Source organism: Chitinimonas prasina, from assembly GCF_030160395.1.
Lineage (GTDB): Bacteria > Pseudomonadota > Gammaproteobacteria > Burkholderiales > Chitinimonadaceae > Chitinimonas > Chitinimonas prasina.
This window is the reverse complement of the sequence record NZ_BSOG01000004.1, coordinates 96,401-110,336: the sequence shown is the minus strand read 5'-3', so window position 1 is coordinate 110,336 and position 13,936 is coordinate 96,401. Positions and strand designations below refer to the sequence as shown.

Genomic DNA, 13,936 nt, shown 5'->3' with positions numbered 1-13,936 from the left:
CGCCGCCGTTAACTTGGATGTACCAGCAAAAAAGCCGGCATAAGCCGGCTTTTTTGCTGGATGAAGTTCAGGTTTACTTGGCCTGTACCCACGCTGCCACGCCCGCAAGCGCCGCAGGCAAGCCGGCAGGGTTGGTGCCGCCGGCCATGGCCATGTCAGGGCGGCCGCCACCCTTGCCACCGACTTGCTGGGCCACAAAGTTCACCAGTTCGCCTGCCTTGACGCGGCCAGTCAGGTCCGCCGTCACACCTGCTGCCAGCGCTACCTTGCCCTCGCTGACAGAGGCCAGCACGATGGCGGCACTGCCCAGTTTGTCCTTCAACTTGTCCAGCATCTCGCGCAGGGCATTGCTGTCGGCGCCTTCTACTGCAGCCGCCAACACCTTGATGCCGTTGACCTCGATGGCTTGGTCGGCCAGGCTGTCGCCCGCGCTGGAAGCCAGCTTGCCCTTGAGCTTGGCCAGTTCCTTCTCCAGTGCCTTTTGCTCGGCCTGCAGTTTCTCCAGCTTGCCCAGCAGGTCGCCTGGCTGCGCGCCCACCAACTGGGTAGCGCTCTTTACCTCGCGCTCCAGTCCTTGAACATAGGCCAGCGCGCCAGCGCCAGTCACGGCTTCAACTCGTCGAATGCCCGCCGCTACGCCGCCTTCAGCAACAATCTTGAAGAAGCCGATGTCACCTGTACGCTGCACATGGGTGCCGCCGCAAAGCTCGGTGGAGAATTCACCCATTTTCAGCACGCGCACTTCATCGCCGTACTTCTCGCCGAACAACGCCATGGCGCCGGCCTTCAAGGCATCGTCCTGCTTCATGATGGTGGCGGAAACTGCATTGTTGGCGGCGATTTCCTGGTTTACCAAGGCTTCGATGCGGGCGATTTCTTCGGCTGTGACTGCCTGGGTATGGGCGAAGTCAAAACGGGTGCGTTCGCTGTTCACCAGCGACCCCTTTTGTTGCACATGGGTGCCCAGCACGCTGCGCAGTGCAGCATGCAGCAAATGGGTCGCGGAGTGGTTGCGTGCGGTCGCCAGGCGTTTGTCGGTGTCGATGCTGGCCAGCACGGTATCGCCCAGCTTCAGGCTGCCGCTGCTGAGCTTGCCTTGGTGGCCGAATACGGCTGCCTTCACCTTCTGGGTGTCGGTTACCTCAAAGACATTGTTGCCGGCAGTCAGCTTGCCGGTATCGCCCACCTGGCCGCCGCCTTCTGCATAGAAGGCGGTATTGTCGAGCACCACCACGCCTTCATCGCCAGCCTGCAAGGCTGCGACGGCGGCGCCGTCCTTGTAAAGGGCCAGCACCTTGGCCTCGCTGCGGCTTTTGTCATAGCCCTCGAAGGCGGTGTCGGCGCCACTGTATTCGACATTGGCAGCGGCATTGAACTTGCCGGCGGCACGGCCACGCTCCTGCTCTTCGGCCAGTTCCCGCTCATAGCCGGCCATATCGACTTGCACATTGCGCTCGCGGCAGACATCTGCGGTCAGGTCGATAGGGAAGCCGTAGGTGCTGTGCAGGGTAAAGGCGGTCTTGCCGTCCAGCTGGTTCTTGCCACCTTCCAGCGACTTTTCCAGCAGTGCCATGCCGATATCCAGGGTACGGGCAAATTGCTCTTCCTCGTGCCGCAGGGCAGCAACGATGCGATCCTGATCGGCAAGCAACTGCGGATAGGCATCGCCCATGGTGGCAGCGACATCGGACACCAGCTTGTGGAAGAACAGGCCTTTTTGGCCCAGCTTGTAGCCATGGCGTATGGCGCGGCGGACGATGCGGCGCAGCACATAGCCACGGCCTTCGTTGGATGGCAACACGCCGTCGGCCACCAGGAAGGTACAGGCGCGGATATGGTCGGCAATGACCTTCAGCGAAGGCACGTCCTGGCTGTAAGGCACGCCGGTTTCGCGTGCGGCAGCCCGCACCAGGCTGGAGAGGATGTCGGTTTCGTAGTTGGATTTGACGTGCTGCAACACAGTGGAGAGGCGTTCCAGGCCCATGCCGGTATCGACCGAGGGCTTGGGCAACGGGTGCAGTGTGCCGCTTTCGTCGCGGTTGAACTGCATGAACACATTGTTCCAGATCTCCATGAAGCGATCGCCGTCTTCATCGGGGCTTCCGGGTGGGCCGCCAGCCACATCCGCGCCGTGATCGTAGAATATCTCGGTGCAAGGGCCGCAGGGGCCGGTATCGCCCATGGTCCAGAAGTTGTCACTGGCGTAGGGTGCACCCTTGTTGTCGCCGATGCGGACGATGCGCTCGGGCGGAAGACCGACTTCCTCGTTCCAGATCTTGTAGGCCTCGTCATCGGTGGCGTAGACCGTTACCATCAGTTTTTCCTTGGGCAGGCCCAGCCAGGCCGGGCTGGTCAGAAACTCCCAGGCATAGGTGATGGCATCGCGCTTGAAGTAATCGCCGAAGCTGAAATTACCCAGCATTTCGAAGAAAGTATGGTGGCGGGCGGTATAACCCACGTTCTCCAGATCGTTGTGCTTGCCACCGGCACGCAGGCATTTCTGGCTGGTGGTGGCGCGGGTATAGCTGCGCTTCTCATTGCCCAGGAACACATCCTTGAACTGCACCATGCCCGCCACGGTGAACATGATGGTGGGGTCGTTGCCAGGCACCAGTGGGCTGGAGGCAACCACCTGGTGGTTCTTGCTCTCAAAGAAGCCGAGGAATTTCTGACGGATTTCTGCGGTACGCATGAGGTGTTGGTTCCGTGCGGGAAGTCGGTAAATAGCCGTCAATTATGCCCGAAACCCAGGGCCGTTGCGTAAGCTGCGCGGCAGATGTTGCGATGCGGCAATAGGGTTAGCCTGCATGCAGCCAAGGCGGCGGTTTGCCGCTTGGCCAAGCACTAGGCCAGGCCGCGACTGCATCAGCCGGGGCGGACCCGCAAGCGGTATTGCTGCGGGCTGCAGGCGGCAAGCGTCTTGAACAATTGACCAAAGCTGGCTCTGTCCTCGTAGCCCACGGCGGCCATGATCTGATCCACATTTAGGCTGCTGGTTTCCAGCAGCCGCTTGGCGGCATCGATACGCAGTTGCTGCAGATAGCCTATGGGTGTCTCACCGGTAGCCTGCTTGAAGCGGCGCAGCAGGGTACGGGGGCTGAGATGGGCTTCGGCTGCCAGGTCTTCAAGCCTGATTGCCTGGGCGTAGTGCCGGTGCAGCCAGGCTTGCACCTTGGCCACGGCGGTGTCGCCATGGCGGGTGTCGAGCTGCAGGCCGCTATAGGCGGCTTGCGACTGGCGGGGCCAGTCTATGACCAGGGCGTTGGCCACCTGCCGCGCCAGCGCAGGGCCGGTATGTTCGGCGATCAGGTGCAGGCAAAGATCCAGGCCAGCATGGGCGCCGCCCGAGCAATACAGCCCGCCATCCTCGGTATGCAGGGCGCTGATGTCGAGCTTGACCCGGGGATAGGCTTGCCTGAAGCGGCTGGCCAGGGCCCAGTGGGTGGTGGCACGGCGGCCATCCAGCCTGCCCGTGGCCGCCAGCAGAAAGGCACCGCTGCAAAGGCTGGCAAGCTTGGTGGGGCCGTCCCGGTCTGCTTGCAGCTGGGTTGCCATGTTAGCCAGCTGGGGTTCCGTCAGATCAGGCTGCTGGCCCAGGCCGGGAATCAGCACCAGGTCGGCATTGGCCAAAGCTGATGGACCGGCCGGATTGTTGATGGTCAGGCCAGCGAGTTGCAGGGGCTGCCCGTCCACGGTCACCCGACGCAGATGAAACAAGGGCGCTTGCGCCAGTTTGTTGGCCAGCAGAAAGCAGTCCTCTGCGGGCAGCAGGCTGCCGGCGGCAACCTGAGAGCAGAGAGGCAGGACTATGTTTAGCGTGGGGCTGGCAGACATTTGGCGATAATGACATATTTATTGGCTTTATCGCCATTGTCTTTTCGTGTCAGGACAGTCCATCATGCAGGCATGCCTACCACCCAACGGAGCCAGCCCATGCACCCCCATGCCGCACTGATACAACGCTTTTACCAGGCTTTTCAGCATCTGGATGCCGAGGCCATGGCTGCTTGCTATCACCCGGATGTGGTATTCGACGACCCGGTATTCATCGGCCTGCGGGGGCGGGATGCAGGCGATATGTGGCGCATGCTTTGCAGCCGTGCCAAGCAGTTTTCACTGCAGTTCGATGAGGTGGTGGCCGATGACCATGGCGGCAGCGCACACTGGATTGCCCGCTATGAGTTCAGTCAGACAGGCCGCATGGTGGTGAATGATATCCGGGCCAGCTTCGAGTTCAGGGATGGCCTGATCGTGCGGCACCGCGATGTCTTTGATCTATGGCGCTGGTCGCGCATGGCGCTGGGTGGCAAGGGGGTGTTGCTGGGGTGGCTGCCACCGGTGCAAGGGGCAATACGCAAGCAGGCGCTGGCAGGCTTGGCGGCCTATCAGCGCAAGCGGGCTAACTGATAATCAAAATGGCCCCCGGGGCAGCATGATGGCCCCGGAGCTGCCGGCTACATCTGCTTGAACAGATTGTTGAAGCTGCGGCTGACTTCCAGCTTTTCGTTATTGCCCTTCATCTGCACGATCTGCTGGCCACGAAAATCGCGGCTGACCTGGTCGATGGCGTCTACCCGTACCAGAATGGCACGGTGTATCTGCCAGAACTCATCGGGGTCCAACTCGTCGGCCAGCTCCTTGATGGGTTTGCGTATCAATGCCTCGAAGCCCTCGGTCTGCACCCGGGTGTATTTGTCCTCGGCCCGGAAGAACAGGATCTCGCGGGTGCTGATCATCCGTATGCTGTTGCCTACGCTGGCCTGTATCCAGCGCAAATAGTCACGCGACTTGCCTTCGCCGCCCAGTCGACGGGATAGCTGGTCCAGCAGCACGTCCATATCGTTGGGCTCTTCCTCGTTCTTGGCCAGGCGTTCCTGCAATCGCTGGCAGGTGAGCTTGAGGCGCTCTGGGTCTGCTGGCTTGAGCAGGTAGTCCACTGCACCTTGCTCGAAGGCCGTGATGGCGTACTGATCGTAAGCAGTGACAAACACCACATGACATTGCCCCAGCAAGGCGCGGGCAGCACCGATACCGTCCAGTTCCGGCATGCGGATATCCAGAAAGACAATATCAGGCTCTTGCGCGCGCGCCATGGCTACGGCTTCCAGCCCATTGGTGGCTTCGCCGACGATGACCAGTTCAGGCCAGGCCTCCTTGAGGCGGGAGACGATCTGTTCGCGCATCAGCCTTTCGTCATCGGCGATCACGGCGGTCGGGGCGGCTTTGTGGCTCACGTGGGTTTCCTCTGGTCCTGGTTTTGTTCTGGAAGGCAGATGGCGTGAAAAATAGCACAGGCCGACATGATTGCCGACCTGTTGGGGGGTACGTCAGCGCTGGCGATGGATTTGCCACACGCTGGCGAGTGGGTTCAGCTGCCTTCGCTGCGTACCGGTGCAACCTGTTGTGGCGCTACCTCGTAAGGCACGCGGATGGTGGCGCGGGTGCCGCCGTCCAGTGGTACCAGTATCACCAGTTCGGCCTTGTTGCCGTACAACACCTTGAGGCGCTCCCGGATATTGGCCAGCCCGACACCCCCTGCGCCCTTGGGGGCGAAGCCCAGGCCGGAATCGGTGACGCTGACTTCCAGCAGACCATCGCGAATCTCCGCCTTGATCTCCAGCCGCCCACCTTCGGCCTTGGGTTCCAGGCCATGCTTGATGGCATTTTCAACCAGGGTCTGCAGCATCATGGAGGGGAACACCGCCGACTTGAGACCATCGGGCACCAGTACCTCGGGTTGCAGGCGGCCTTCCATACGGATAGCCATGATTTCCAGGAAGGCGCTGGACAGTGCAGTCTGCTGGCCCAGGTTAGGCCGACTACCTTCGCGCATCTGCGGCATGGCGTAGCGCAGATAACGTATCAATGATTGCTGCATGCGTGAGGCGCGCGGCGGATCGGTCTGGATCAACTGGTCTATGCTGGCCAAGGTATTGAACAGGAAGTGCGGCTCGATCTGTGCCTGCAGGGCTTCCATCCTTGCTTCCAGCAGATTGCGCTCCAGTTGCTCGGTGTCCGCCCGCTTGTTGGCGGCATCAGCCGTCAACTCGGCGCGCCGCTTGCCGCCCGCCAGAACCCGTATCAGGATCAAGATCGCGAAGATGGGTATCAGTGCGCCAGCTTCGTTGAACAGCATGCGGCAGATGATCAGCACCATCAGCATGCTGAGTGCCAGGGTCTTCTTGGGAACGACGGCGAGCCAGTCGAAGAACTGCCACCATAGTTTGACAGTCAGTTGCCAAATCTCGCGCATCGAGTCTTTCATCGTTGTTGTGTTCTCGTTGGGAAGATTCATAAGGCCTGCTCCGTGGGCGTTTAACACTGGTCGGGCGAGTATTGCCTCGCCATGTGCCCAAGGTAATGCAGTGGCGTAAAGCCGGCGATGCTGCAGGGATGTTTGGCAGCCTGCGCGGCATGGTTTGCAGTTATGCCGGATAGAATGCAGCAAGGATTATCCCCCATCTAGGGGATGATCCTGCTTAGAGCGGCTGACAAAACCCTACTGGCGTTGTTGTGCGAGCTTGCCGTATCCACGTACTGTCTGCTGCGCGCGCCAGCGCTCGCACGCCTAGCCAGAACCGCTACGCTGGGGTTGTTAGCCGCTCTTAGTCTTCCCGAGCAGGCACCAAAACGGTGCGGTTGCCGTTGGTTTCCATGGGGCTGACCAGCCCCGCCTGCTCCATCTGCTCGATCAGCCTGGCTGCCCGGTTGTAGCCTATGCGCAGTTGCCGCTGTACCGACGAAATGGAGGCCTTGCGGCTCTTGAGCACGAAGGCCACGGCCTGATCATACATATCGTCGCCTTCTCCGCCCTCACCACCGCCCAGGCTAAACTCCCCTGTGCCGCCTTCTGCGCCCTCGACCTGGCCGGTCAGTATGCCTTCGATATAGTTAGGCTCGCCCTGGGATTTGAGGAACTCCACCACGGCGTGGACTTCTTCGTCGGCCACAAAGGCGCCATGTATGCGCTGCGGGTAGCCGGTGCCGGGCGGCAGGAACAGGCCGTCACCCTGGCCCAGCAGGCTTTCTGCACCCATCTGATCCAGGATGGTGCGGCTGTCTATCTTGCTGGATACCTGGAAGGCGCAGCGGGTGGGAATGTTGGCCTTGATCAGGCCGGTGATGACATCCACTGAGGGGCGCTGAGTAGCCAGTATCAGGTGTACGCCGGCAGCCCGTGCCTTTTGTGCCAGGCGGGCGATCAACTGTTCAACCTGCTTGCCAGCCACCATCATCAGGTCGGCCAACTCGTCTATCAGTACAACGATCAACGGCAGCGGCTCCAAGGGCTCCGGGCTGTCCGGGGTCAGGCTGAAGGGGTTGGTCAGCTTTTCGCCGCGCTTTTCGGCCTCCTTGACCTTTTGGTTGAAGCCCGCCAGGTTACGAACACCCATGGCGCTCATCAGGCGATAGCGTTTTTCCATCTCGGCCACGCACCAGTTGAGCGCGTTGGCAGCATGCTTCATATCGGTCACCACCGGGGCCAGCAGGTGGGGGATACCCTCGTAGATGCTGAGTTCCAGCATTTTCGGGTCGACCATGATCAGGCGTACTTCCTCTGGCGTGGCTTTGTAGAGGAAGGACAGGATGATGGCGTTCATGGCTACCGACTTACCCGAGCCGGTCGTGCCTGCCACCAGCATGTGAGGCGCCTTGGCCAGGTCGGTGACTACCGGCTTGCCCGAGATATCCTTACCCATGGCCATGCTGAGCAGCGAGGACGAATCATGATAGGGCTGCGAGCCGAGTATTTCGGACAGCCGCACAATCTGGCGCTTGGGGTTGGGCAGTTCCAGGCCCATATAGGTCTTGCCCGGAATTGTTTCGACCACCCGTATGCTGACCAGTGACAGGGCGCGGGCCAGGTCCTTGATCAGATTGACGATCTGCGAGCCCTTGACCCCCACCGCCGGTTCGATCTCGTAGCGCGTGATCACGGGGCCGGGATAGGCGGCCACCACTTTGACCTCGACGCCGAATTCGGCCAGCTTGCGTTCGATCAGGCGCGAGGTGTATTCGATGGTCTCGTGGCTGACGACTTCCTGTGTAGGTGGTGGTGGCGACAGCAGGGTAATGCTGGGTAGCTCGGCGCGATTGCTGCTTACCAGGGCCGGGGTCTTCTTGCTGACGGTCTTTTGTTTGACGCCAGCCGGTGCCGTTGTGGCTTCATCCCAGGGCGGGAGTTCCTCCTTGCTGAACAGCGAAGGCTGGGCCTCGGCCTGCTTGGCCTTCTCCTGGGCCTTCTGTTCCTGTTCGATTTCCTTCAATACGGCCTTGGATGGTGCAATCTCCAGCAGTGGTTCTTCAATCCGCAGGGCTGGTGCATCTTCGAAACGCTGCTTCTCGACGGTGACGCGTGCTTCTCGGGCGATGGCGGCTTCCTCGCCTATCTTGCGATCCTGCCGGGCCTGCCAGATATTGAACAGGCGTAGCCCTGCGGTTTCTATCCAGCCGCCCAGTTTCTCCATCAGATCCAGCCAGGAAACGCCGGCAAACAGGGACACCCCTATGCCAAAGCAGGTGAGCAATATCAGCGTGGCACCGCTGAAACCCAGCGCGTGAAACAACCACCCACCCAGGGCCAGGCCCAGCATGCCGCCGGGTACATAGGGCAGGTCTATCTGCCAGGTATTGAGGCGCAAGGCCTCCAGGCTGCAGCTGGAGAGGATGAGCAGCAGATAGCCGCTGATGGCAACAAAGGCCAGGCGGTGGTTGTGTTCCACCTTCTCCAGCCGGCGATAGCCCCACAGGATGGCGGCCAGGCAGAACACCACCCACCACCAGGCGGAGAAACCGAACAGATAGAGCAAAACGTCGGCCAGCCAGGCGCCAAAGGCGCCGCCCTTGTTGCGCACTACCGCATCGCTGGCCGCATGTGACCAGCCAGGGTCGGCCGGGCTGTAGCTGGCCAGGATGATAACCAGATAGATGCCGGCTACCACCGCCGCCAACCACCAGCTCTCACGCAATACGGCCGTGATCTGGGGTGGCAAGGGCGTGCCTTCACGCTTGGCGGGGTTGGGGGCGTTCTTGGGGCGACGTTGGAACAGCATGGATGCAGCCTGCAAGGGAATCGAGGGCGATTATAGCGTGGTGGATTTGATGACGGAGGAATGCGGATGCGCAGTGCGCCCTATTCACACTCTGTCGCTTGCCATGTACACCTTCAGGCCAGGCGGCAACGCGGCCAAGACCCAGCAAGCGCCACACCATAAGAGGTTTTGGTTGGCACGAACTGGCGATGTATAGCCCATCAGCCCAGGGACCAGACATGCCATTCCCGCAACAAGCTGGCAGTCCGCATGGCCATGCTAGGGGTTGATATTAACGGTAGATGGCGATTATGCGCTCGCCGCTGGCATCCACGGCGGCGCGGTACATACCTTCGCAGTTGAAGGGCAGGGTCACATGGCCTTCCCAATCCACCGCGATCAGGCCACCACTGCCACCCAACTCCAGCAACTGGCCATACACCACTTCATCACAGGCATCGCTCAGCGGTTGACCCATGTAGCGCATCCGGCTGGCGACTTCGTGGGCGGCACAGCAGCGTATGAAGCTCTCGCCGTGGCCGGTGCCCGATACCGCTACCAGGTCGTCCGCCCAGGTGCCGGCGCCGATGACCGGGGTATCGCCTATACGGCCTGCCATCTTGGCGGTGCGGCCACCGGTAGAAGTGGCTGCAGCCAGGTGGCCAGCCGAATCCAGCGCTACGGCGCCTACTGTTCCGTGCTTCACCTGCTCGCTTACGTCGGCATCGCTACCACCTGCCCTGAGCCGGGCCAGCTCGGACTGCAGGGCATCCCAGCGCTTGCTGGTGTGGAAGTATTCAGGGGCCGCCTGGGGCAGGCCCATCTTTGCTGCGAAGGCATCGGCAGCTTCGAAGCCCAGTGTGACATGAGGGGTATGGGCCATGACCAGGCGCGCCAGTTGTACCGGATTGCGGGTGCGCCTGACGCCGGTGACGCTGCCGGCCGTACGGAGTGCGCCGTCCATGATGGCGGCTTCCATCTCGATAAAACCCTGGTCATTGAACACCGCACCCCGGCCTGCGTTGAACAGCGGATGGTCTTCGAGGACGGTGACAGTAGCCTGTACGGCATCCAGGGCGGCGCCACCGGCGTGCAGGATGCTGAGGCCGCTATCCAGCGCGGCGCTCAGGCCGGCCATCAGCTCGGCTTCCAGCTCGGGTGTCAGGTCGGCGGCGCGTATGGTGCCGGCGCCGCCGTGTAGGGCGAGGGCTATGGGCATGGCAGGGGCGGCTATTCCAGAAAACGCTTCTGCCAGCCTTGGTATAGCCGGTAGGCATGGTCCTTCATGCTCTCTGGGGTGTCGAAATTGCGTGGGTCTATGGGTTCAAATACATGGTAGTCGGCCCGGGGATTGGGCGACCTGGCGATTTGCCAGAGTTTCGACAAAAGGTGCTGGTCGGCCCACTCGAATGCCTCTTGGGCCTGGTAGTGCAGGAACACCGGCACGATGGGGGTGCCGCTCTCGAAGCTGGCGATGAAGGCGCCGCTGAAAAAACGCCCACCCAAGCGCCTACCCTTGCAGCCGCCTTCGGGATAGAGCGCCAGGCAGCTACCGCTGCGGGCGGCATCGATCAGGGCTTGGGTAGCAGCCTTGCGCGAATCGGACGATTCCCGTTTGACGAACAGGGTTCCTGCTGCGACAGCGACCCGGCCTACTATCCACCAATCGGCGACTTCGGCCTTGGCCAGCGAGCGGACCGGAAACAGGGCGGGGATGCCGATATCCTCGAAGGCGGAGGGATGGTTGGCAATCAGCACATAGTGCCTGGGCAGTTGACCACGGTAATGCTGGTGCAAACGCAGCTCCACCCCCAGGGCGCGGACAAAGGCGCGGCACCAGGCATGGAAGAACGGTGGATAGATGCGCCGGATCAGACCATGCGGCAGCTGTGCCAACAGCAGCAGTACGGGGGTATATAGGACGAAATCCAATATGGCCAGTACGCGCCAGAGCAGGCGCAACAGGGCAATCATGACGTAGTCAGCCGTGTGCCCAGCCAGCCAGGGCCAGGGGTGTGGTTGGCAGGCATGGGTGCGCCAGCCAGGCTGGCGAGCTGGGCCTTACGGAGGGGCGGGAGGCATGGCCGCCGCACGGCTTAGACCAGGAAGCCGCGCAGCTTGCTTTCGATGATGCGCGGGTTCTCGCCATGGGCGATGGCAACCAGGCCTTCGGTGACCAGTTCGCGTCGCTTGACCTCGCTGGCGATCACCTGCTTGAGCTTGTTGCCTATGGGTAGGAAGAACAGGTTGGCCGAGCCCACGCCGTATATGGTGGCGACAAAGGCAACCGCGATGCCCGAACCCAGCTTGGCGGGGTCGGTCAGGTTTTCCATGACATGGATCAGGCCCATGACGGCGCCCAGAATGCCTATGGTGGGGGCATAGCCGCCAGCCGATTCCCAGATTTTTGCAGCCGCGCGGTGCTTTTCCTCGTAGGCGGTGATTTCCAGTTCCATGGTATGCCGTATGGCCTCGGGTTCTGCACCGTCGACCAGCATTTGCAGGGCACGCTTGATGAAGGGGTCCTTCTCGTTCATCAAGGGGGTTTCCAGCGCCAGAAGGCCGCCTCGGCGGGCGGTGTTGCTCCAGGACACCATGGACTTGACCCAGGGTTCCAGTTCCACCAGCGGTGGTGCCACGACCCAGCGCAGCATCTTGACGCCACCTATAAAGCTGGCGGCGCTGCTTTGCAGCAGTACCGCACCCATGGTGCCACCCATGACGATCAACAGGGCGGTGACCTGCAGCAGCGAAGAAATCTGGCCGCCCTCCAGCACCTGCCCGCCAACGATGGCTGCAATGCCGAGGAGGATACCGATTATGCTCAGTCTATCCATGTGAACGGGTAATCTCTGTGTGATCTGGTTTGCTGCCGTTTATAGCAGATTGCGCCTTGCTTGGTGACGCCATGGTTACTTCTGTGTCCAATCGCGCAGCTTGACCCGCAAACGGGCGACTGCCTGGCTGTGCAACTGGCAGACGCGGGATTCTGAGACATTCAGTACGGCGCCAATTTCCTTGAGGTTCAGCTCCTGCTCATAGTAGAGAGCCATGACCATTTTCTCCCGCTCCGGCAGGTTGGCTATGCCATCGATGAGTACCTGCCGGAAGGCGTTGTCATCTATCTCATTCAGCGGGTCGGACTTGTGGTCTGCCGCCATGGAGTCCAGCGCGCTGCGGCTGTCGTCTTCGCTGTCATGGTCGTCGTAATAGATCAACTGATGGCCCCGGCAATCGGCCAGCAGCTCCTGGTAGTCTGCCAGGGGCAGGTTCATGGCATCCGCCACTTCGGACTCATTGGCGGCACGTCCAAGCTTGTGCTCCAGCTTGACCAGCGCTGCCTCGATATCGCGCATGGATCGGCGTAGCTGCCTTGGCAGCCAGTCGGCCTCGCGCAGTTCGTCCAGCATGGCACCGCGTATGCGCTGGGTGGCATAGGTCTCGAACAACACCCCCGCGGTTGGGTCGAAGTTACGGGCAGCATCCATCAGGCCGATCAGTCCGGCCTGTATCAGGTCATCCACTTCCACGCTGGCGGGCAGCCTGGCAACCAGGTGGTAGGCCAGTTTTTTGACCAGCGGGGCAAAGTTGTTGACGCGCTCTTCCACCGGATCGGTGGCGTGTTTCTGATAAGCACCAATGGCGCGGGACGTGGGCATGCTCGACATCAGGTGGGAGGGTATGGCTTCTTTATGCGCCACGCTGGCCGGTTTGCCAATGTGGCAATCCAAGATTAACAGCTGACGTGCGCTTTGTTGAATTATATGGAGCAGCCGGCTGGCACCTCATGGGCTTTAGGCCCAGTGCCGGCTTTGCTGGCGCGGGTGCCTTTGGAACGAAACTTACGACAAGCCCGGGAGGCTGGCAACCGGCTTGGCGGGCGAGGTGTGGCGGGCCATGCGCAAGTCATTGAGGTACTTGATGATGGCGCTTGAACACTGGTGACACATGCCGATATACCAATACGGCCGGTGGCTTGCTTGCCCGGCGAGGAGATGGCGGTTGCGCTAGCGCAGGCTGCTCAGCCGGCGGCTGACATCCAGTGCGCGGTAGAGCAGGTTCTCCCTGTCTGCACTGCCCGGTTTGCGGGGCCAGCGCCGCATGGCGGCAGCTAACTGGGCGAAGGCGATGCTGGCTTCGCTTTGTGGGAAGGCATGGGCTACCGGTTGGCCCAGCTTGTCTGCACGAGCCAGTTGCTCGTCCTCCGGGACAAAACCGACCAGCTTCATCTTGACATCCAGATAGCGGCCAGCGACTTCCTTGACCCGCTTGAACAGGGCCATGGCGGTGTCCAGCGTACGTACCCGGTTGGCCAGCAGGCGGAAATCACGGCGGCCATACTCGGTATGCAAGCGCTTGATGGCGGCATAGGCGGCCGTGATCGACTCACCCGAGGGGGTGATGACGACGATGACCTCGTCAGCCGACAAAGCCAAGCCAGGGGCGTTGTCGTCGGCAACCGGGCGGGCATCAACCAGCACCCAGTCTATCCGGGCGACCAGGGAGTCGTACTCGTCGGCCAGTTGGTTGGCGCGGCCAGGGGGCAGGTGACCGGTCAGGGGGGCAGACAGCTTGATGGGCATCAGCTCGAAACCGGGAGCGGAAAGAAGCAGTTCATCCAGCCGGACCTCGCGCCCAGCGGCGTGCTCGAAGGCATAGCGCTGGCGCAGTTGCAGTCGGTTGATGGCGTTGTGGCGGCTGTCGTCCTCATCCAGCAGCAGGACCCGCATATCCTGTGCCGATATCGCGGCAGCCAGGTTGAGCGCCAGCGTGGTCACACCCGTGCCGCTGCCACCGGTAAGGGCCACGGCCCGACCGCCTGGCCCGCCGACCAGCTTGCGCAAGCTGGCTGCCTGGTCGGCTGCCACTGTGGTAACGATATTGTTGAGCCTATCCATGGCACA

The 13,936-nt window shown here is 61.5% G+C and carries 11 protein-coding genes; 1 reads left to right on the top strand and 10 read right to left on the bottom strand.

Features of this window, described 5'->3' with window-relative positions:
- Positions 1-73: 73 nt before the first annotated feature.
- On the bottom strand, positions 74-2,692 hold the full coding sequence (gene alaS / locus QQK16_RS15585; protein WP_284197403.1) for an alanine--tRNA ligase: 2,619 nt from the start codon (positions 2,690-2,692) through the stop codon (positions 74-76).
- Positions 2,693-2,865: 173 nt separating this feature from the next.
- Positions 2,866-3,834 (bottom strand): GlxA family transcriptional regulator, encoded by a 969-nt coding sequence (locus tag QQK16_RS15580; RefSeq protein WP_284197402.1) that lies wholly within the window; start codon positions 3,832-3,834, stop codon positions 2,866-2,868.
- 99 nt (positions 3,835-3,933) lie between these two features.
- On the opposite strand from QQK16_RS15580, the gene QQK16_RS15575 reads away from it, so the two are divergent.
- Positions 3,934-4,407: a nuclear transport factor 2 family protein gene (locus QQK16_RS15575; RefSeq protein ID WP_284197401.1), complete on the top strand. Its 474-nt coding sequence runs from the start codon at positions 3,934-3,936 to the stop codon at positions 4,405-4,407.
- Between the two features lie 47 nt (positions 4,408-4,454).
- On the opposite strand, the gene QQK16_RS15570 is transcribed toward QQK16_RS15575, so the two are convergent.
- The 8 genes from QQK16_RS15570 to QQK16_RS15535 form a co-directional block, all read right to left on the bottom strand.
- Entirely contained in the window at positions 4,455-5,234 is a 780-nt protein-coding gene (locus tag QQK16_RS15570; RefSeq protein WP_284197400.1) for a LytR/AlgR family response regulator transcription factor, read from the bottom strand.
- A 134-nt stretch (positions 5,235-5,368) separates the two neighbouring features.
- Complete coding sequence (locus QQK16_RS15565; protein ID WP_284197399.1) at positions 5,369-6,253, bottom strand: sensor histidine kinase; 885 nt, start codon at positions 6,251-6,253, stop codon at positions 5,369-5,371.
- 352 nt (positions 6,254-6,605) lie between these two features.
- On the bottom strand, positions 6,606-9,053 hold the full coding sequence (locus QQK16_RS15560; RefSeq protein WP_284197398.1) for a DNA translocase FtsK: 2,448 nt from the start codon (positions 9,051-9,053) through the stop codon (positions 6,606-6,608).
- A 271-nt stretch (positions 9,054-9,324) separates the two neighbouring features.
- The gene (locus QQK16_RS15555) at positions 9,325-10,251 is read right to left on the bottom strand and encodes an isoaspartyl peptidase/L-asparaginase family protein (RefSeq protein WP_284197397.1); all 927 of its coding nucleotides are present in this window, start codon (positions 10,249-10,251) and stop codon (positions 9,325-9,327) included.
- 11 nt (positions 10,252-10,262) lie between these two features.
- Complete coding sequence (locus tag QQK16_RS15550) at positions 10,263-11,006, bottom strand: lysophospholipid acyltransferase family protein (protein ID WP_284197396.1); 744 nt, start codon at positions 11,004-11,006, stop codon at positions 10,263-10,265.
- Positions 11,007-11,128: 122 nt separating this feature from the next.
- A complete protein-coding gene (locus QQK16_RS15545) occupies positions 11,129-11,869 on the bottom strand; it encodes a flagellar motor protein (protein ID WP_284197395.1) in 741 nt (246 codons plus the stop codon).
- A gap of 75 nt (positions 11,870-11,944) precedes the next feature.
- The gene (locus QQK16_RS15540) at positions 11,945-12,691 is read right to left on the bottom strand and encodes an RNA polymerase sigma factor FliA (RefSeq protein WP_284197394.1); all 747 of its coding nucleotides are present in this window, start codon (positions 12,689-12,691) and stop codon (positions 11,945-11,947) included.
- 348 nt (positions 12,692-13,039) lie between these two features.
- On the bottom strand, positions 13,040-13,930 hold the full coding sequence (locus tag QQK16_RS15535; RefSeq protein ID WP_284197393.1) for a MinD/ParA family ATP-binding protein: 891 nt from the start codon (positions 13,928-13,930) through the stop codon (positions 13,040-13,042).
- Positions 13,931-13,936 lie beyond the last annotated feature (6 nt).